At 63.9% G+C, this 18,233-nt stretch carries 16 protein-coding genes; 6 read left to right on the plus strand and 10 right to left on the minus strand.

Translation table 11 applies throughout. From position 1 onward, the window contains the following. Positions 1-64: 64 nt before the first annotated feature. Positions 65-3,043 carry a ribonucleoside triphosphate reductase gene (locus tag B4N44_RS17980; protein WP_296703880.1) on the minus strand — a complete coding sequence of 993 codons (2,979 nt, stop codon included), beginning with the start codon at positions 3,041-3,043 and terminating at the stop codon, positions 65-67. Between the two features lie 304 nt (positions 3,044-3,347). On the opposite strand from B4N44_RS17980, the gene miaB reads away from it, so the two are divergent. The 5 genes from miaB to B4N44_RS18005 are packed head-to-tail and all read left to right on the plus strand — an operon-like array spanning position 3,348 to position 8,208. Next, positions 3,348-4,724: a tRNA (N6-isopentenyl adenosine(37)-C2)-methylthiotransferase MiaB gene (gene miaB, locus B4N44_RS17985; RefSeq protein WP_296704351.1), complete on the plus strand. Its 1,377-nt coding sequence runs from the start codon at positions 3,348-3,350 to the stop codon at positions 4,722-4,724. 14 nt (positions 4,725-4,738) lie between these two features. Continuing rightward, on the plus strand, positions 4,739-5,737 hold the full coding sequence (locus tag B4N44_RS17990; protein ID WP_296704353.1) for a PhoH family protein: 999 nt from the start codon (positions 4,739-4,741) through the stop codon (positions 5,735-5,737). Then, positions 5,734-6,234 (plus strand): rRNA maturation RNase YbeY, encoded by a 501-nt coding sequence (ybeY, locus tag B4N44_RS17995; protein WP_296703882.1) that lies wholly within the window; start codon positions 5,734-5,736, stop codon positions 6,232-6,234. The genes B4N44_RS17990 and ybeY overlap by 4 nt, the downstream gene beginning before the upstream one ends. A gap of 6 nt (positions 6,235-6,240) precedes the next feature. Continuing rightward, the gene (locus tag B4N44_RS18000; RefSeq protein WP_296703885.1) at positions 6,241-7,131 is read left to right on the plus strand and encodes an HlyC/CorC family transporter; all 891 of its coding nucleotides are present in this window, start codon (positions 6,241-6,243) and stop codon (positions 7,129-7,131) included. A 39-nt stretch (positions 7,132-7,170) separates the two neighbouring features. Continuing rightward, positions 7,171-8,208, plus strand: coding sequence for a ribonuclease T2 (locus B4N44_RS18005; RefSeq protein ID WP_296703887.1), 1,038 nt, complete (start codon positions 7,171-7,173; stop codon positions 8,206-8,208). A gap of 14 nt (positions 8,209-8,222) precedes the next feature. On the opposite strand, the gene B4N44_RS18010 is transcribed toward B4N44_RS18005, so the two are convergent. Both B4N44_RS18010 and B4N44_RS18015 read right to left on the minus strand, forming a co-directional pair. Beyond that, complete coding sequence (locus B4N44_RS18010; RefSeq protein WP_296703890.1) at positions 8,223-8,999, minus strand: 23S rRNA (adenine(2030)-N(6))-methyltransferase RlmJ; 777 nt, start codon at positions 8,997-8,999, stop codon at positions 8,223-8,225. 223 nt (positions 9,000-9,222) lie between these two features. Then, a complete protein-coding gene (locus tag B4N44_RS18015) occupies positions 9,223-10,113 on the minus strand; it encodes a phosphoribulokinase (RefSeq protein ID WP_296703892.1) in 891 nt (296 codons plus the stop codon). Positions 10,114-10,354: 241 nt separating this feature from the next. Between B4N44_RS18015 and B4N44_RS18020 the strand changes: the two genes are divergently transcribed. After that, complete coding sequence (locus B4N44_RS18020; RefSeq protein WP_296703894.1) at positions 10,355-12,493, plus strand: ATP-binding protein; 2,139 nt, start codon at positions 10,355-10,357, stop codon at positions 12,491-12,493. Between the two features lie 53 nt (positions 12,494-12,546). On the opposite strand, the gene B4N44_RS18025 is transcribed toward B4N44_RS18020, so the two are convergent. Genes B4N44_RS18025 through rsxA form a run of 7 tightly spaced genes read right to left on the minus strand, consistent with a single transcriptional unit; the run spans position 12,547 to position 17,850 of the window. Then, positions 12,547-13,269 (minus strand): electron transport complex subunit E, encoded by a 723-nt coding sequence (locus B4N44_RS18025; RefSeq protein ID WP_296703896.1) that lies wholly within the window; start codon positions 13,267-13,269, stop codon positions 12,547-12,549. Next, positions 13,269-13,916 carry an electron transport complex subunit RsxG gene (gene rsxG, locus B4N44_RS18030; RefSeq protein ID WP_296703898.1) on the minus strand — a complete coding sequence of 216 codons (648 nt, stop codon included), beginning with the start codon at positions 13,914-13,916 and terminating at the stop codon, positions 13,269-13,271. Before rsxG ends, B4N44_RS18025 begins: the two co-directional genes overlap by 1 nt. Next, positions 13,913-14,959, minus strand: a complete 1,047-nt coding sequence (rsxD, locus tag B4N44_RS18035) for an electron transport complex subunit RsxD (RefSeq protein ID WP_296703900.1) — start codon at positions 14,957-14,959, stop codon at positions 13,913-13,915. Before rsxD ends, rsxG begins: the two co-directional genes overlap by 4 nt. Beyond that, entirely contained in the window at positions 14,956-15,081 is a 126-nt protein-coding gene (locus B4N44_RS18040; RefSeq protein ID WP_296703903.1) for a hypothetical protein, read from the minus strand. The genes rsxD and B4N44_RS18040 overlap by 4 nt, the downstream gene beginning before the upstream one ends. Continuing rightward, complete coding sequence (gene rsxC, locus B4N44_RS18045; protein ID WP_296703904.1) at positions 15,071-16,669, minus strand: electron transport complex subunit RsxC; 1,599 nt, start codon at positions 16,667-16,669, stop codon at positions 15,071-15,073. Before rsxC ends, B4N44_RS18040 begins: the two co-directional genes overlap by 11 nt. Positions 16,670-16,682: 13 nt before the next feature. Next, the gene (gene rsxB / locus B4N44_RS18050) at positions 16,683-17,255 is read right to left on the minus strand and encodes an electron transport complex subunit RsxB (RefSeq protein ID WP_296703906.1); all 573 of its coding nucleotides are present in this window, start codon (positions 17,253-17,255) and stop codon (positions 16,683-16,685) included. Between the two features lie 13 nt (positions 17,256-17,268). Further along, the gene (rsxA, locus tag B4N44_RS18055) at positions 17,269-17,850 is read right to left on the minus strand and encodes an electron transport complex subunit RsxA (RefSeq protein ID WP_296703908.1); all 582 of its coding nucleotides are present in this window, start codon (positions 17,848-17,850) and stop codon (positions 17,269-17,271) included. Positions 17,851-18,233 lie beyond the last annotated feature (383 nt).

Below are 18,233 nucleotides of genomic sequence, written 5' to 3' on the forward strand. Positions count from 1 at the left end.
TCGAATGATGGTGTGTGGTGTTGGTCTGTCGAGCGGCCGAGCGTTTGGTGATCCCGTGCTCGAGCTACGCCGCCGTCTCGTCAAGCGCTGCGGTCTTGCGTGCGATCAGTTCGCGGTCGCAGACCGGGCAGAATTCGTGCTCGCCCGCGATGTAGCCGTGCTTGGGGCAGATCGAAAAGACCGGCGTGACCGTGATGTAGGGCTGACGGAAGTTCTCCAGCGCCCGCCGGACCAACCGTTTACAGGCGTCGGTCGTCGAGATCTGCTCGTTCATGTAAAGGTGCAGCACCGTGCCGCCCGTGTATTTGGTCTGCAGCGCCTCCTGCATGGCGAGTGCCTCGAAGGGGTCGTCCGTGTAGCCCACCGGCAGCTGGGAGCTGTTGGTGTAGTAGGGCGTTTCGGGCGTGCCGGCTTGGAGGATGTCCGGGAAGCGCTTCTTGTCCTCGCGGGCGAAGCGATAGGTCGTGCCCTCCGCCGGCGTGGCCTCCAGGTTGTACATGCTGCCGGTCGACTCCTGAAACTCCACCATCCGTGCGCGGACATGATCGAGGATCCGGCAGGCCATGGCGTGGCCCCATGCCGTGGTGATGTCTTCGGCATCGTCGGTGAAGTTGCGGATCAGCTCGTTGACCCCGTTCACGCCGATGGTCGAGAAATGGTTGCGCAGGGTGCCCAGATACCGCTTGGTGTAGGGGAAGAGCCCGGCGTCCATGTGACGCTGGATGACCTTGCGCTTGATTTCCAGACTGTTGCGCGAGAGGTCCAAGAGTGTATCGAGCCGCGCCAACAGCCCGGCCTCGTCGCCGCGATGAGTGTACCCGAGCCGCGCACAGTTGATGGTCACGACGCCGAGCGAGCCGGTCTGCTCGGCCGAGCCGAAGAGCCCGTTGCCGCGCTTGAGCAGCTCACGCAGGTCCAGCTGGAGCCGACAGCACATGGACCGCACCATGTTCGGGGAAAGCTCCGAATTCAGGAAATTCTGGAAGTAGGGCAGGCCGTACTTCGCCGTCATCTCGAACAGGTGCTCCGCGTTCTCGCTGTCCCACGGGAAATCGGAGGTGATGTTGTAGGTCGGGATCGGGAAGGTGAAGATCCGACCCTTCGCGTCGCCCTCGGTCATCACCTCGATATAGGCCCGATTGATCAGGTCCATCTCGGCCTGGAGATCGCCGTAGGTGAAGGGCTGCTCCACGCCCGCGATCACCGGTACCTGCTCGCGCAGATCCTCGGGGCAGACCCAGTCGAAGGTCAGATTCGTGAAGGGTGTGTTACCGGTGACGAAGGTTTTGCCGTGACGGCGTGCCACGAAGGTGCCGTTGCGGGTGGTCGGACACCAGACCCGGCCCTTGTAAGGCTTGCGCTCGATGAGCTGGATGTAGGTGTCGCGGTTGCGGATGATGTTGAGCACATGCACGCCGGAGTCTTTGCGTGTGTAGACCGTGCTGCCATAGCCGGCCAATGCGCACAACTCCTGCAGGGCATCGAGATTCTCCCGGTCGTTGGTGTAGATCCGGACGCGTCCGCTCTCCTCGACGCTGCCGTTGCCCTTCACGTAGGTGTCCAGGAAGAGTCGAATCTGGCGGACCGACAGGGTGCGGATGAATCCGGGGACACACTTGCGCTCGAGATACCCGAGCACGAAGTTGCTCGCGTCGCGGTTCAGGCGATAGCGGCAGACGGGGTGATTGGCGTAGGTCCCTGTGTGCTCGTAGCGATGCCAGCTCAGATCGAGTTCGTGCAACAGCCACTCGATCTCGGCGGCGTTTTCAGGGTTTCCCGTCGACTGATAGAGGGCAACCCGGCGGCGACCGTCGCTGAAGTCGAAATTGCCCTCGGCCACCACCCAGGCCATCAACATGACCAGCTTGTCGTCGACCTCAAGCGTCGATGTCGTCTCCCAGGCATTCGGTATGATGACCGGGGACTTCATCTCCGCGACGGTTTCGATGTCTTCCAGCACCCAGCGGTCGTCGCTGTTGAAGACCTTGCGCAGGATCTTGTGGCGTGGCGTAACCCATTGCTCCTGCGTGCGGTTGCGCAGCACGTACATGTCGCCGTCGAAATCGTAGGCGGTGATCGCCAGCGGCTCCAGATATTCGAGCTGATTGGTGCGCCAGTCGAGTGTGGCGATCTTCTCGCCCGGGGCGATCTGGTCATGTCGCTTCCACCCGTTCTCCGTCAGACACTCGGTCTCTTCGTCGACACACTGACAACCCCAGCGCGACGGCACGTTCAGGTTATAGATCAGCTCCTGGATCGCCTGCTTGACATGCGGATAGTCCAGCCCGTCGACGCGCACGAAGGGCGCCATGTAGGTATCGAAGCTCGAAAACGCCTGTGCGCCCGCCCACTCGTTCTGGAGCGTGCCGAGAAAGTTGACGATCTGCCCGATCGCCGAGGACATGTGCTTGGGTGGACCCGCCTCGACCTTGCCCGGAACCCCGTTCAGCCCCTCGTTGAGCAGGGTGCGCAGCGACCAGCCGGCGCAGTAGCCCGAGAGCATGTCTAGATCGTGGATATGGATATCGCCTTCGCGATGGGCCTGGCCGATCTCGGGCGGGTAAACGTGACTCAACCAATAGTTGGCGATCATCTTGCCCGAGGTGTTGAGGATCAGGCCGCCGAGCGAGTAGCCCTGATTGGCATTGGCCGCGACACGCCAGTCCGAGCGGTCGAGATACTCGTTGATGGAACCGCCGACATCCACCAGTGTGCGATGCTCGTCGCGCAGCTTCTTGTGCTGCTCGCGATAGACGATGTAGCTGCGGGCGGTCTCGAAATGGTTTGCGCTGATCAGCGTCTGCTCGACGACATCCTGGATGCCTTCGATATCGGGCAGGCGGTCGGCCCCGTAGCGATGCGCCAGCACCTTGACCACTTGAGCAGTCAGTAGACTCGCCTCGGGCGTGCCGAACTCACCGCTTGCCTGTCCGGCGCGACGGATCGCCGATTCGATCTTGGCCGCATCGAAACGCACCTCGACACCGTCGCGCTTGCGGACCCGCAAGGGCAGGGTCGACAGGTTGTTGTGCTGGTGTCCCATGGAGACGTCTCTTGTCCGTTGCCACTATATATTGTGGTGTAGACTATAACGCCAACTAGATGCTGTGTTGGAGAGTTTGCGGGGAAGTTGATCGGGATCAACACGAATGCATTCTTCGGTTGCGCTCCAGGCAGCTCCGGTTGCGCGCCAGTGGGACGATCGGCTGCTTGACACCCGGGCACCGAAACCGGACGATGCAGATCCGCACGGCTGGTCGTTCGACGGCCGGGGGTTGTGGATTGCTTATCCTCACCCCATCAACCTGATCTACTGCGCGGTCGCGCCTCTCGCTCTCATGCCTTCGATGCCCCGCAAGCTTTTTATCCAGACCCACGGCTGTCAGATGAACGAATACGATTCGGCCCGATTGGCGGACGTTCTGCATGCGTCCGCAGGTCTGGAGCTGACGCAGCGGGCGGAGGATGCCGATGTCCTGCTGCTCAACACCTGCTCGATTCGCGAGAAGGCTCAGGAAAAAGTCTTCTCCCAGCTCGGACGTTGGCGGGCGTTGAAGCTCGAGAATCCTGACCTGGTGATCGGGGTGGGCGGTTGCGTGGCGAGCCAGGAAGGCGAGGCCATTCGTACGCGTGCACCCTATGTCGACATCGTGTTCGGCCCCCAGACGCTGCATCGGTTGCCCGAAATGCTCAAGAACCTCGAGGAGCGTCATTCTCCCCAGGTGGACGTGTCATTCCCGGAGATCGAGAAATTCGATTGCCTGCCGACACCCCGGGCCGATGGACCGACCGCCTTCGTGTCCGTGATGGAAGGCTGCTCCAAGTACTGTACCTACTGTGTTGTGCCCTACACGCGCGGGGAGGAGATCAGCCGCCCCTTCGACGACGTGATCGCCGAGGTCGCCGTCCTGGCCGAGCAAGGCGTGCGCGAAGTCACCCTGCTCGGGCAGAACGTGAATGCCTATCGAGGCGCTTTTGCCGACGAGACCTGCGAGGGTGAAACCGCCGATCTTGCGCTTCTGATCCGCTATGTCGCCGCGATCGACGGGATCGATCGTATCCGCTTCACCACCAGCCATCCGGTGGAGTTTTCAGACAGTTTGATCGATGTCTATGCCGACGTTCCCGAGCTCGTCGGCTTCGTGCACCTGCCGGTGCAATCGGGCTCGGATCGGATCCTCGCCGCCATGAAGCGCGGGCACACGGCGCTGGAGTACCGCTCGAAGATCCGCCGGCTGCGCCAGGCTCGGCCCGGAATCGGCATCTCCACGGACGTCATCGTCGGCTTTCCCGGCGAGACCGAGAGCGACTTTGCCGCGACCATGGATCTGGTCGAGGAGATCGGGTTCGACCAGAGCTTCAGCTTCATCTATAGCCGGCGGCCCGGCACGCCGGCGGCGGATTATCCGGACGATGTGTCGCTTGCCGACAAGAAATCTCGGTTGGAGCGGCTTCAGGCGCGCATCAACGACAATGCTCGTCACTACAGCCAGGCGATGGTCGGCACCCTTCAACGCATCTTGGTCGAGCGCCCGTCGCGCAAGGATCCGTTCCAGCTTGCAGGTCGGACCGAGAACAACCGCGTCGTCAATTTCACCGGCGCGCCTGCGTTGATCGGCGATTTTGTCGAGGTCGAGATCACCGAGGCGCTCCCCAACTCGCTGCGTGGTCGTCTCGTCACCGCCCCGGCGGTTCGGCCGGCGATGAGCGGAATCGACGCTTGAACGCGACCACCCCCTTGTCCGCCCAACCGCAAACACTGGATCTGGAGCTCAAGCCCGCCGACAACGTGCGGCTCGCCAATCTTTGTGGCCAGTTCGATCAGCATCTGCGCCAGTTGGAGCGTCGACTCGGCATCGAGATCAGCAATCGCGGCGTCAACTTCCGTCTGATCGGCGATCCGCAAGGCGTACGCCTCGGCGAGCAGCTGCTCCAAGATCTCTATGCCGAGACTGTCGCTGAGGTCCTCACGCCCGAGACTATTCATCTCTGGCTCCAGGAGTCCGGGGCCGACGCGCTTTTGGAATCGGCCGAGGATCGTCTGCCGGATGTCGTCATCAAGACCAAGCGCGGCCTGATCCGAGCACGCGGACCGAATCAGCAGAGTTATCTCCACGCCATGCTCAAGCACGACATCAACTTCGGTGTCGGTCCTGCCGGGACGGGCAAGACCTATCTCGCGGTGGCCTGCGCGGTCGAAGCGCTCGAATCCGACAGCGTGCGCCGGCTCTTGCTGGTGCGACCTGCAGTGGAGGCCGGCGAGCGTCTGGGGTTCCTGCCCGGCGATCTGGCCCAGAAGATCGATCCCTATCTGCGTCCGCTCTACGACGCACTCTTCGAGATGCTCGGTTTCGAGAAGGTCACCAAGCTGCTCGAGCGCAACGTCATCGAGGTCGCCCCGCTGGCTTACATGCGCGGTCGTACGCTCAACGACTCCTTCATCATCCTCGACGAGGCCCAGAACACGACACCCGAGCAGATGAAGATGTTCCTGACGCGCATCGGTTTCGGCTCGACCGCGGTGATCACGGGCGACGTGACCCAGGTCGATCTGCCGCGCGGGCAGCCCTCGGGTCTGCGGCAAGCCGTCGAGATCCTCAAGGATGTCGAGGGCATCAGTTTTACCTTCTTCAACGCTCGCGACGTGGTGCGCCACGCCTTGGTTCAGCGCATCGTCAGCGCCTACGATGCCTTCGAGCAGCCGGTACCTCTGCGGGGGCGGGCGCCGAAGGCATGAGCGGCGATCGGCCCGTGACGCTGGATCTGGATCTGCAGATCGCTTGCGAGGCAGAGGATCTCCCGGCCCCGGCCGACTTCGAGCGCTGGGCGGCGGCAGCCTTGTTCGGTCGGCGCGAGCGTGCGTCGCTCACCATTCGCCTCGTGGATGCCGAGGAGGGCGCGGCCCTGAACGGAACCTACCGGGGACGCCAAGGGCCGACCAATGTCCTGTCCTTTCCGTTCGAGCTTCCACCCGAGCTGGGGCTCGGTCTCGATGCGCAGGATCCGATCGCCGATCTGCTCGGCGATCTCGTGATTTGCGCCGGGGTGGTGCAGCGCGAAGCACGCGAACAGTGCAAGATCGCGCAGGCCCACTGGGCCCACATGGTGGTGCACGGCGTCCTGCATCTGCTTGATTACGATCACCTTACAGAGCACGATGCCGAGGAGATGGAAACCCTGGAATCGGGTATCCTCGGCGCGTTGGGCTTTCCTTCACCTTACGAGGATCAATAACACACGATGGCCAGCGATCGATCTACCGAGGGCTCGCGTTCACGCAACTGGTTCGAAAGGATCGGCCAGATGCTCGGGGGCGAGCCACAAGACAAGGAGCAGCTCTTGGAGGTGCTCAAGGATGCGAAGGAGCGTGAGCTGCTCGATACCGATGCCTTGAGCATGATCGAAGGCGTCTTGCAGGTCTCCGACCTGCGTGTGCGCGACATCATGATTCCACGCGCAGAGATGGTCTCGCTCAGACGCGACGACCCGCTGGACAAGATCCTCGAGATTGCCGTCAAATCGGCACATTCCCGTTTCCCCGTCACGGGCGACGACAAAGGAGAGGTCGTCGGCATCCTGCTCGCCAAGGACCTGCTGTCCTTCTGCCGAGATCACGGCGGCCGCGCCTTCAACATCCGCGATCTGTTGCGCTCCGCGGTCTTCGTGCCCGAGAGCAAGCGCCTGAATGTCCTGCTCAAGGAATTTCGTTCCAGCCGTAATCACATGGCGATCGTGATCGACGAGTACGGCAGTGCCGGCGGACTCGTGACCATCGAGGACGTGCTCGAGCAGATCGTCGGCGAGATCGACGACGAGCACGACTACGACGAAGGTCCCGGGATCTTCCGACGCGGCAAGAACGAGTTCAGCGCCAAGGCGCGCACGACCGTCGAAGACTTCAACGAGTATTTCGGCAGCGACTTTTCCGACGAGGAGTTCGACACCATCGGCGGTCTGGTCGTCAACGCACTCGGCCATCTGCCCAAGAAAGGCGAGTCGGTCGAACTCGGTCGGTTCCGCTTCACCGTGATGCGTGCTGACAGCAGGCGTGTCCACCTCGTGAGCGTAGAGGCGTTGGATTTCAACGAAGACGCGCCCGTTGTCTCGGAAGACGCCGCGCGACCGACCTGAAGCTGACGGCTGACGGCTGACGGCCGGAGATTGGAGCCAATGGAACTGAAACACCTATGCGTGTGTCGATCACTGCTGTCTGTTCTTATGCTGCTGTGGTCGGCTTCATCATTCGCCGAGCGCCTGGACGCCGTTCTGAGCGCCGAGCAACCTTGCCCTGCGACGGTCTCGATCAAGCGTCCCGACAACCCGGGTTCGATCCATCTCGTCCCCGGACAAGACTACCCGGTCGTCGGGACCAATCGTGCCGATCCGAGCCACTATCGACTCAGGTTCGAGGACGCGAGCCCGAAGGAGCGCTGGGTCGAGATCCGATGCGGTCGACTTGCCGACGACGCTGCGAACACTGCGGGTGCGGACGCACGCCCGTCGTCGCCCCCGTCCCCGTCACCCCCGCCGTCATTGCGTGCAGGCGCGATGGAGAGTCAGCTCGTGCTGGCGGCCAGTTGGCAGCCCGCCTTCTGCGAGTTGCGCGCGACGCGCCCGGAATGCCGGGACCAGACGCCCGAGCGTGCGGATGCGCGGCGCTTCTCGCTCCACGGTCTCTGGCCTCAGCCCATCGGCAACAGCTATTGCGGTGTCGGCGAGCGGGAGCGGACGCTTTCGACGTCGGGCCGGTGGCGCTTCTTGCCCGCGCTCGATCTGGATGCGACCACACGCGCGCGCCTGGACAGGTTGATGCCGGGGACACAGTCCGATTTGCAGCGGCACCAGTGGGTCAAGCACGGGTCCTGTTACGGCACGGATGCGGATACCTATTTCCGTCATTCCATCTTGCTGCTCGAGCAGCTCAACGCCTCAGGCGTTCGTGCACTGTTCGAGGAGAACATCGGCAAGCGTCTGAGCGCGACCCGGGTGCGGGCCGCGTTCGACGACGCCTTCGGCAAGGGGGCGGGCGAGCGGGTCCGCTTGAGCTGTTCAGATGGGTTGATCGAGGAGCTGCGGATCGGTCTGAAAGGTGTCGTCGACGACACCGCCGAGCTGGGCGAGTTGATCCTTGCCGCGCCCAAGCGGAGTCCCGACTGCCGCGGTGGATGGGTCGATCGAGCGGGCCTCGACACAGCCCGTCAGCGCTGAGTCCGTGCGGCAGTCTAAATTCGACCGATCGTCCATGACGGTACCGCTCCGGCCGTCTTCTCCATCGCGAGTGCATCGGCGAGTCGCGGCAGCAGCTCCGCGAGCCGCTCTTCCAGGCGCCAAGGTGGGTTGAGAATCAGCATCCCGGACCCGTACATCCCGAAGTCGTCGACCTGTCGCCGTACCCTCAACTCGCACAGAAGCCCGTCCGGGACGGATTGCCGGATGCTCCCGATCAGTTCCGCGGAACGATCGCGCTGCAGCCCCAGACGTGGGAACCAGAGTGCGTAGACCCCGGTCGGCCAGCGGGCATGCGCGGCGACGAGTGCGTCTGCAACGCGTCTGTACTCGGAGACCTGCTCGTATGGCGGGTCGATCAGAACCAGTCCGCGTGCGGGCTTCGGCGGCAAGAGTGCGGTCAATCCTTCGAGACCGTCGCGACGATGGATGCCGATCCGGGGGTCGTTGCCGAGATGGCGACGCAGCGTCTGCGACTCGGTCGGATGAAGCTCCATCAGAATCAGCCGATCCTCCGCGCGCAGCAGATGCGCGGCGAGGGCGGGTGAGCCCGGATAGACCGAAAATCCTCCGCCTGGATTCAGCGCGCAGATGGCCCCAAGATAGGCCGACAACTGCGGAAAGGCATCACGCTGCTCCCAGAGTCGCTCGATCCCGAGCCGATATTCCGCGGTCTTGAGTGCCTGCTCGGCGCCTAGATCGTACCGACCGGCCCCGGCGTGCGATTCGACGTAGACCAGCGGTTTGGGCTTCTTCAGGAGTGTCTCCAACATGAGGCTGAGAACCGCGTGCTTGAAGACGTCTGCGTGATTGCCGGCGTGGAAGCCGTGAAGGTAGCTTAACAGGCTGGTGCTCCTCTCGGATCCAGTGCCTTGGATGTGCCGATCGCAAACCAAAACGCGTTCGGCGCACCCGAATAGCGCGACGACGCTGCACGGGGACGCGCCGCCCCGCGGGAGAGACTACCCGCGAGGCAGGTTGTCGCGCGCGTTTTGCTTAGACCCTGCGCGCGTCCATCATGCGCTCGATGATGGGCTGCAGGATGATTTCCATCGCCATACCCATCTTGCCGCCCGGCACGACCATGGTGTTGCGCCGCGACATGAAGGATTCGTGGATCATCGACAAGAGATACGGGAAGTCGATCTGGAGCCGCTCGGGATCTTTGAATCGGATGATGACGAAGCTCTCGTCGGGTGTCGGAATATCACGTGCGATGAAGGGGTTTGAAGTGTCGACCGTCGCCACACGCTGGAAGTTGATGTCCGTGAGCGAGAACTGCGGCGTGACGTGGCGGATGTAGTCCGGCATGCGGCGCATGATGGTGTCGACGATCGCCTCGGCCGAATAGCCGCGCTCGGCATTGTCGCGGAAGATCTTCTGGATCCACTCCAGGTTGATGATCGGGACCACGCCGACGCCGAGATCGACGTGCTGGGCGACGTTGTCCGCCTCCGTCACGACCAACCCGTGGAGTCCTTCGTAGAAGAGCACGTCGGTGCCCTCGGGAAGATCCTCCCACGGCGTGAATTGGCCGGCCGTCAGCTGCGTGCCGAGGCGTGCGTTGTGGTGATCGGCCTCCGAGTCGCTGTGGATATAGTAGCGCTGCTTGCCGGTGCCGCTTTCGCCGTAATTGCGAAAGAGTTCCTCGAGGAGGTCGAACCGATTGGCCTCGGGGCCGAAATGGCTGAGGTTGCGGTGGGTCTCGGCCGCTCGCGCCATCTCGGCCTTCATCTCGACGCGATCGTAGCGGTGGAAACTGTCGCCCTCGATCACGGCGGCCTTGATCCCGTCGCGATAAAATATGTGCTCGAAGGCGCGCTTGACGGTGGTCGTACCGGCACCCGAGGAACCGGTTACCGCAACGATCGGATGTTTCTTGGACATGGTCTTCTCCTCGTTCTCTTGAGCTGAGAGCCTCGTCGCGGCCGGCTTTGAGCGGGCTGCGATCGGGCTTGCGATCGGTCCGGGGATCGAACCCGGAATCGGAATGGATGCGCGCGGGCCGGTCGATCTCGTTTCGCATCCCTGGATCGGCGACGGGCCGAAATGCGCGAAACGATTCGCTAATATACCATGATCGATCCATACGGCAGCGATCGCGCAAACGCGTCTCGGAGGGAAGGGAATGAATGGAATGATCAGGCGTTTCGGTGTGTCGGAGGGGCTGGCGGGGAACCCGGAGTTTCAATCGGCCTTGGTGCGTCTTACCGCCTGCCTGCTGGGCGCGCTCTACATCGCCGTCGGCGCCTCGACGCAGTACTACCGGGTCGACGTTCCCTACTATCTCACGCTCTTCGGCATCTACCTGGTCTCGAACATCGGATTTCTGGTCAGTATCGCCCTGCGCTCCGAGTGGCCGGCGCGGGTCTACCTGGGGATCTGTCTGGATGTCGTCGCCATCAGCCTGGCGATCTTCATCACCCGCGAGGCCATTAGCCCTTTCTACCTGCTCTATATCCTGGTCTTCATCTCAGCCGGAACGCGATTCGGCAAACACCATCTCGTGGTCGCCTCGCTCGCCGCTGTCTTCGGCTACAACGTCGTCCTGATCGCGCTCGACGAATGGCGTCTTCACACCTTCGAGGCGACATTCTTCCTGGCGCTCCTGGTGCTGCTGCCACTGTATCAATACTCCTTGCTGCGCAAGGTCCAGGATGCGCGCGCCGAGGCGGAAAGGGCCAATCAAGCGAGAGGCGATTTTCTGGCCTTCATGACGCATGAGCTGCGCACCCCCTTGACCGGCGTCGTTGGCATGACCGAGCTCTTGCGAGGAACCCGACTGGATGACGAGCAGCGCGATTGTGTCCAGGCTATCGCCAACTCGGCGGATATCCTGGGTGCGCTGATCGGAGACATTCTGGATTTGTCGAAGATCGATGCGCATCGGATCGTCCTCGAGCGTATCCCTTTCGATCCACGCAGTCTGGTGCGCGACGTTTCCGATGCACTTGCGATGCGCGCGTATTCTGCCGGACTCGAGCTCATCGCCGATGTCGATCCGAACGTCCCCCCTCGGTTGATCGGCGACCCGCTGCGGTTGCGCCAGATCCTCTTCAACCTGATGGGGAATGCCGTGAAGTTCACGCCGACGGGCGAGGTCCGGGTACACCTGAGCGTTCGACCGCCCGAGGCCGAGCAGAGCGGCCCGCACTTGCTCGTCGAGGTCGTCGACACCGGGATCGGCATTCCGCCCGATAAGCTCCCGCAACTCTTCGAGCGCTTTCGCCAAGCCGACGAGTCGACCACGCGCCGCTTCGGCGGGACCGGTCTCGGCACGACCATCTCGCGCGAGCTGACCCTCTTGATGGGTGGGGCGATCGGTGTCGAGAGCGAGGAGGGGCGCGGGAGCCGCTTCTGGATGCGTCTGCCCTTGATCGAGGATGACGCGGCGGTGTCGAGCGCGCCGGGCAGTCGGCTCCGCGGCTTGCGAATCCTGATCCTGGAGCCGAACGCCACCTGTCGCGCATTGGCCTGTGCCGCCTTCGGGCGCGAGGGCGCGGCCTGCGAGACGCTTGCCGAGCCTGCCGATGTCGACTCGGCGCAGACGCGGGGGCAGCGTTTCGATCTCCTCGTCATCGCCGATCATCCGCAGGGACGGGATCTGAATGCGGCGCGGGCGGAGGTCAAAGCGGCACTTGGCGAGCCGGTGCACTGCCTCTTTCTGGTTTACCCCGGACGACGCCCCGCGCTCGAGGAGACGACGGATGGCTGTCTGACGAAGCCCTATCTGTCCGAGGATCTGATCGCTGCGGCCGAGTCGCTTTTGGGGCGCGCCGAGGTCGCGACGGATGGAGCGCTGCGAGCCGGGGCGTCCTCGCCGTCGCTCGGTTTGGAGCCGATCGCCGATGCGGCCCGGATACGTGTCCTGGTCGCCGAGGACAACGAGATCGCGGCCAAGGTGATCACTCGTTTCCTGGGCAAGATGGGCTTCGATCTCACTCGGGTTGCCGACGGCGAGGCGGCCTTGACCGAAGCGCTCGGCGGCGACTACGGGATCGCGATCGTCGATCTGCGGATGCCCAAGCTCGACGGGATCGGCTTCGCCCGGCGCTACCGCGAGCAGGCACCCGAGCGGGCGATCCCGATCGTCGCTCTGACCGCGAACGCCTCGGAGGACGTCAAGCGTGACTGCCTGTCGGCCGGGATGAATGACTTTCTATCGAAACCAGTCAAGCCCCAAGAGCTGCGCCGAACCCTGGAAGCGGCACTCCGCGAGCTTCCGGCCGCCGACCGCCAGACTCCAGCAGTCGATCGATCGCTTTGACAGTGTCGACGCCCGTCATCAATCCCGAGGCTGGAGGCTGGCCGAGCGCCTCCTCAACCCGCCGCAGGTGCCGCTACGCCGCCGGCGGGTGCCGAAGCGTCCGCGGATTTCGCTGCACGCACAGCCGCGCGTCGCTTGACGCGCTTGTCGATCAGGTTCTTCAGTGCGATCAAGAGGCCGAGGCCGATGAAGGCGCCGGGCGGGAGGATCGCGATGAGCGCGCCCTGGAATCCTTCGCCCAAGCTGAGACTCAGGCCGGTCGCGGCGTCCCCGAGCAGGAGGTTAGCTTGGTAGAAGAGTGTGCCTTGACCGACGAATTCGCGCATCCCTCCCAGGGTGACCAGGACCAGCGTAAAGCCGAGCCCCATCGCGATCCCGTCGAGTAGTGCGCGGTCGACGCGATTCTTGGAGGCAAACGCCTCGGCCCGGCCGATGATGGCGCAATTGGTCACGATCAGCGGAATGAAGAGCCCCAAGACCAGATAGAGCTCGTAGAAATAGGCTTGGATGCTCAACTCGACCGCCGTCACGAAGGACGCGATCACGAGTACGAACACGGGCAACCGGACCTCCGGGCGAACCAGGTCGCGGATCAGGGAGACGGCCGCGTTGGAGAGGACAAGTACGGCCGTCGTGGCCAGGCCCATGCCCAAACCGTTGGTGGCGCTCGTGGTGGTCGCGAGCAAGGGGCAGAGCCCCAGCAGGGCGACGAGTGCTTGGTTGTTGTTCCAGAATCCGTCGCCGATGATGCTGCCGTAGGGTTGCGATGCCGCCATCAGCCCGCTCCCTTCGCTGCGGTCTTCACGCCTTCGACGGGTTCGAAGAGGGCATCGCCCTGTTGCTGAACGAAGATGAGTGTGTTTTTGACCGCCTGCACGATCGCACGGGGAGTGATGGTCGCCCCGGTGAACTGATCGAATTCGCCGCCATCGCGCTTCACCGCCCAGCCCTCGAGCGTCGGATTGGAAAGCGACTTGCCGTCGAAGCTCAACACCCAATCGGATTTGCGCTCCTCGATCTTGTCGCCCAGCCCGGGGGTTTCATGGTGGTAAAGGACCCTCACCCCGCCGAGGCTGCCGTCGCGCAGGACCGATACCAGCAGTTGGATCGGGCCGGCGTAACCGTCCGGGACGACGGGGTCGAGGATGACCGCGGTGGGTTCGCCTGCCTTGCGCACGCGATAAACGCGCGTGTTCTCGGCACCGAGGAGTTCGCGCGCACTGACCTGGATCAAATCCTCGAGCGGCTCGTTGTCGAACTGTCCGTCCGGGATGATGGATTCGAGTTTGCTCTGCATCGCGACCCGTTGGTTCTCGGCGATGCGCCCGTCCATCAGGTGGTGGGTCACGGCGACGAGTGCGACGCCGGTGACGGAGAAGGCGCTCAACACGACGGCGGCAAGGATGATCGGTGCTTTCTTCATGGGTTTGCTCGGTTTCCGCTGTGCCCGAAGACCCTGGGCTGGGTGTAATGGTCAATCGTCGGGGCGACGATGTTCATCAACAAGACCGCGAAGGCGACGGCGTCCGGGTAGCCGCCCCAAGTGCGGATCACGAACACCAGCAACCCGATCGAGGCCCCGAAGATGAGCTGCCCGGTCTTGGTCGTACAAGCGCTCACCGGATCCGTCGCGATGAAGAAGGCCCCTAAGATGGCCGCTCCGCTGAATAGATGGAAGGCCGGGAAGGGGTGGGTCGTCGGATCGATCAGCCAGATTGCACCAGCTGCGACGGCCAGCGCCGCCAGCATGGAGACCGGGATGTGCCAGGTGATGATGCGCCGCCACAGGAGATAGACCCCGCCGAGCAGGAACCCGTTCGCCACCCATTCCCAGCCGCGTCCGCCGAAGTCGCCCCACAGCGGACTGAGACGGATCTCCGCGATGGGCATGCCTTGATCGAGCTTGCCGCGCATCTCGTCGAGCGGTGTCGCGGCGGAGATAGCGTCCCACTCGACACCGCTCGGCAAGGCACCCCCGAAGATCAGTCGCAGCGACTCGGTGAAGGAGACCGCGTGCTCGGCCAGCATGTCGGGCGCCAGCCAGGTGGTCATGGCGACCGGGTAGGACACGAGCAGAAAGACGTAAGCGGCCATCGCCGGGTTGAAGGGGTTGTAGCCGATGCCTCCGTACAACTGCTTGACCAGGACGATGGCGAAGAGCATGCCGAGCAGGGTCATCCACCAAGGCAAGGTCGGCGGAACCGAGATGGCGAAGAGCACGGCGGTGACGACGGCGCTGTAGTCGCCGATGGCCGGCCCGATCGGGCGTCGGCGCACCCGCATGACCGCCGCCTCGGCGATCAGGGCCACCGCTACGGCAAGCGTGATGTTGATGAGCACGCCCCAGCCGAAGAACCAGATCATCGCCGCCACCCCGGGCACCAGGGCGAGCAGGACCTCCTGCATGACCCGGTCGACCCGATTCGGCCGTGACCCGTGGGGCGAGGAGACGAGCGTCGCGCTCATGCCTGTCCCTGCCGCGCTGTCCCGGCGTAGGCCGAACGCGTCGCCGACCCTGCGGGCAAGCCGGTCTGCTCGGTATCGGCCGTGGTCTTGCGGCTGGTGTGCCGGCGTGTCTCAGGCGTCATCGGTTTCCTCCGCCTTGGCGGCCGCGGCCTTCTTGGCCGCAGCGCGTTGCTTGGCCGCCTCGATCGCGGCCTTCTTCGCGTCTTGGTCGGTTTGGCTCTTTCCGGGACCCGCATCGAGCGATTCCTTCTTCTGGCGAAGCCGGGCCTTGCGCTCGCGCTCTTGGCGTTCGAGCCGGGCCTGCTTGGCCTCGTGGCGCATGCGTGCGAGCTCGGCCTTGCGCTTGTCTTCTTCGCGTGCCCAGACCTCGTTCTTGGCGTACCTGTAGTACTGAACCAGCGGGATGTGGCTCGGACACACCTGTGCGCAGCACCCGCATTCGATGCAGTCGAAGAGGTTGTAGTCCTGGACCCGGTCGAGATCCTTCGCGCGCGCATGCCAGTAAAGCTGTTGCGGCAGGAGCTTGGCCGGACAGACCTCGGCACACCGACCGCAGCGGATACAGGCGAGCGCGGGCCCGGGGTCGGGGGTCTCCGCCTCGGTCAAGGCCAGCACGCAGTTGGCCGGCTTGGTGACCGGGATCTCGGCATGCGCGATCTCGAAACCCATCATGGGTCCGCCGCAGACGAGCTTGCGCGGGCGCTCGCGATAGCCGCCGCAGTGTGCGATCAGGTCCGACACGGGCGTGCCGATACGCACCTCGAGGTTGCGCGGCTCGGCGATCGCACGTCCGGTGACGGTGACGATGCGCGAGGTCAGCGGGCGACCCTCGAGAACGGCGTCGGCGACCGCAGCCGCGGACCCGACGTTCTGGCAGACGATGCCGATCCGCGCCGGAATGGCGTGGGTCGGGACCTCCTCGCCGGTGAGGATGCGGATGAGCTGCTTCTCCCCGCCGCTCGGGTAGAGGGTCGGGATGGAGCGGATCTCGGTATAGCCGCGCATGTCCGTCTCGGCGAGTGCGAAGCGCATGGCTTCGAACGCCTCGGGCTTGTTGTCCTCGATCCCGATCAGGATCCGCGGATCGCCGAGCAGGTGATGCATGATTCGCACACCCGCGAGGATATCTCCGGCGCGCTCGCGCATCAGCAGATCGTCGCAGGTGATGTAGGGCTCGCATTCGGCCCCGTTGATGATCAGTGTGCGGATGCGTTGATCCGGGCCGGGGTTGAGCTTGACGCTGGTCGGAAACGAGGCGCCGCCGAGTCCGACCACGCCGGCCCAACGGATGCGCTCGCGAATCTCGGTCGGGTCCAGCTGCGCGTAATGGGTTATCGGCTCGGGCAGCTCGGCCCAGGTGTCCTCGCCGTCGGTCTCGATCACGGCGCAGAGCGCGGAGAGCCCGGACGGGTGCGGGACCGGATGCGGCTCGATCGCAACCAGGGTTCCCGAGCTCGAGGCATGGATACAGGCGCTGACATAGCCTTCGGCCTGCGCCAACAGCTGTCCTTTGAGAACTCGGTCGCCCACCTTCGCCACCGGCCGCGCGGTCGCCCCGATGTGCTGCTGCAAAGGGATCACGAGGCGCTTGGGCAGCGGCATGACCTCCACGGCGCGGCCGTTGGAGAGCGCCTTCTCGTCGGGCACATGGATCCCGCCGTGGAACGTCCACAAGCGATCGCGGCGCAGGAGTGATTGGATGGCTGCCATGGCAGGGCTCCGGTCAGGCTGCCTCGGTCTCCCGCTCGGGCGATGCCGTGCGGGTGGCGGGCTCGCTGGACGGATAGGGCCAGCGCCAATGGGGGATGTCGGTGGCGATCGGCACCATATGAATGCACTCCACCGGACAGGGCGGCAAACACAACTCGCAGCCCGTGCATTCGGCGGCGATGATGCCGTGCAGCTGTTTAGCGGCGCCCACGATGGCGTCGACCGGGCAGGCTTGCAGACACAGGGTGCAGCCGATGCAGGTCTTGGCGTCGATCACGGCGACCGAGGGCGGTTTCTCTTCGATCTCGAGTGCGGCAGGCTCGCGCCCGAGCAAATCCGCCAAGGCGAGCAGGGTCGCTTCTCCGCCCGGGATGCACTTGTTGATCTCGTCCTCGCCGCGGGCCAGGGCCTCGGCATAGGGACGGCATCCCGGGTGGCCGCATTGGCCGCACTGGGTTTGCGGCAGGAGCGCATCGATCTGATCGGCGATCGGATTGCCTTCGACGCGAAACCGGATGGCCGAATAGCCGAGCAGGAGTCCGAGGACGGCGGAGAGTGCGGTCATGGCGAGGATGGCGGTCAACATGACGATCGTCCGGTCAGCTCGATACGAGCCCGGCGAAACCCATGAAGGCCAGCGACATGAGGCCCGCGGTGATCAGGGCGATGGCGCTGCCCTGGAAAGGCTCCGGGACATCACCGACCGCGACGCGCTCGCGCACCGCGGCGAACAGCGTGAGCACGAGCGAGAAGCCCACGGCGGCACCGAAACCGTAAAGCGTTGCCTCCACCAGGCTGCGCTCGTCCTGCAGGTTCAGCAAGGCGACACCGAGCACGGCGCAGTTGGTGGTGATGAGCGGCAAAAAGATCCCCAGCACCTGATAGAGCAGCGGGCTGGTCTTGCGCATGATGGTCTCGGTGAACTGCACCACGGCCGCGATCACCACGATGAAGGCGATGATGCGCAGATACTCGATGCCGAGCGGCACCAGCATGTACTCGTTCACCAGCCAGGAGGTCACGGAGGAGAGCGTCATCACGAAGGTCGTCGCCAGACCCATGCCCGCGGCCGTCTCGAGCTTCTTCGAGACGCCCATGAAGGGGCAGAGTCCGAGAAATTTGACCAGCACGAAGTTGTTGACCAACACGGTGCCGATCAGGATGAGCGCGTATTCAGTCATGCTCTCTTGGGCTTCGAGGCGTGCGATGGGCGGTTATTGCGCTGTCGGGCCGCGAAATGCTGCAAGCGCGAAATCAGCGAAGGATACGCCTCGGGGGCGGTTTGCTACAACACCGGGACCGAGGGGTTATCGGGGATCGCCCCCGGCCTCCAGCCGTCAGCGTCGAGCCCTCTAGCCTTAGACCTTTACTAAACTGCGCCCGGCGCGGTTTGCGCTGTTCTCGGATGGGATTGGCCCCGGCAGACTTGACGACGCTTGGAGCCGGCGCAGCTTAAGATGATCAGAAAGATATCATTTTAAATCGCGTCCCGGCTAAGGGCTGTGGATGCATCCAACGTCGACTTCAGTCGAAAGCGAGCATATCGCTCCAGACGCGGTTTAGC

Origin of the sequence: Thiocapsa sp. UBA6158, assembly GCF_002423035.1 — a bacterium.
In the GTDB taxonomy this organism is placed as follows: Bacteria; Pseudomonadota; Gammaproteobacteria; order Chromatiales; family Chromatiaceae; genus Thiocapsa.

Coding starts and splice junctions, on each gene's coding strand:
- rsxC (WP_296703904.1), bottom strand. CDS start 16,669: ATGGCAGCCATCCAATCACTCCTGCGCCGCGATCGCTTGTGGACGTTC.
- B4N44_RS17980 (WP_296703880.1), bottom strand. CDS start 3,043: ATGGGACACCAGCACAACAACCTGTCGACCCTGCCCTTGCGGGTCCGC.
- rsxD (WP_296703900.1), bottom strand. CDS start 14,959: ATGAGCGCGACGCTCGTCTCCTCGCCCCACGGGTCACGGCCGAATCGG.
- rsxA (WP_296703908.1), bottom strand. CDS start 17,850: ATGACTGAATACGCGCTCATCCTGATCGGCACCGTGTTGGTCAACAAC.
- miaB (WP_296704351.1), top strand. CDS start 3,348: ATGCCCCGCAAGCTTTTTATCCAGACCCACGGCTGTCAGATGAACGAA.
- B4N44_RS18020 (WP_296703894.1), top strand. CDS start 10,355: ATGAATGGAATGATCAGGCGTTTCGGTGTGTCGGAGGGGCTGGCGGGG.
- rsxG (WP_296703898.1), bottom strand. CDS start 13,916: ATGAAGAAAGCACCGATCATCCTTGCCGCCGTCGTGTTGAGCGCCTTC.
- B4N44_RS18010 (WP_296703890.1), bottom strand. CDS start 8,999: ATGTTGGAGACACTCCTGAAGAAGCCCAAACCGCTGGTCTACGTCGAA.
- B4N44_RS18000 (WP_296703885.1), top strand. CDS start 6,241: ATGGCCAGCGATCGATCTACCGAGGGCTCGCGTTCACGCAACTGGTTC.
- B4N44_RS18015 (WP_296703892.1), bottom strand. CDS start 10,113: ATGTCCAAGAAACATCCGATCGTTGCGGTAACCGGTTCCTCGGGTGCC.
- B4N44_RS18005 (WP_296703887.1), top strand. CDS start 7,171: ATGGAACTGAAACACCTATGCGTGTGTCGATCACTGCTGTCTGTTCTT.
- B4N44_RS18025 (WP_296703896.1), bottom strand. CDS start 13,269: ATGGCGGCATCGCAACCCTACGGCAGCATCATCGGCGACGGATTCTGG.
- ybeY (WP_296703882.1), top strand. CDS start 5,734: ATGAGCGGCGATCGGCCCGTGACGCTGGATCTGGATCTGCAGATCGCT.
- rsxB (WP_296703906.1), bottom strand. CDS start 17,255: ATGTTGACCGCCATCCTCGCCATGACCGCACTCTCCGCCGTCCTCGGA.
- B4N44_RS18040 (WP_296703903.1), bottom strand. CDS start 15,081: ATGACGCCTGAGACACGCCGGCACACCAGCCGCAAGACCACGGCCGAT.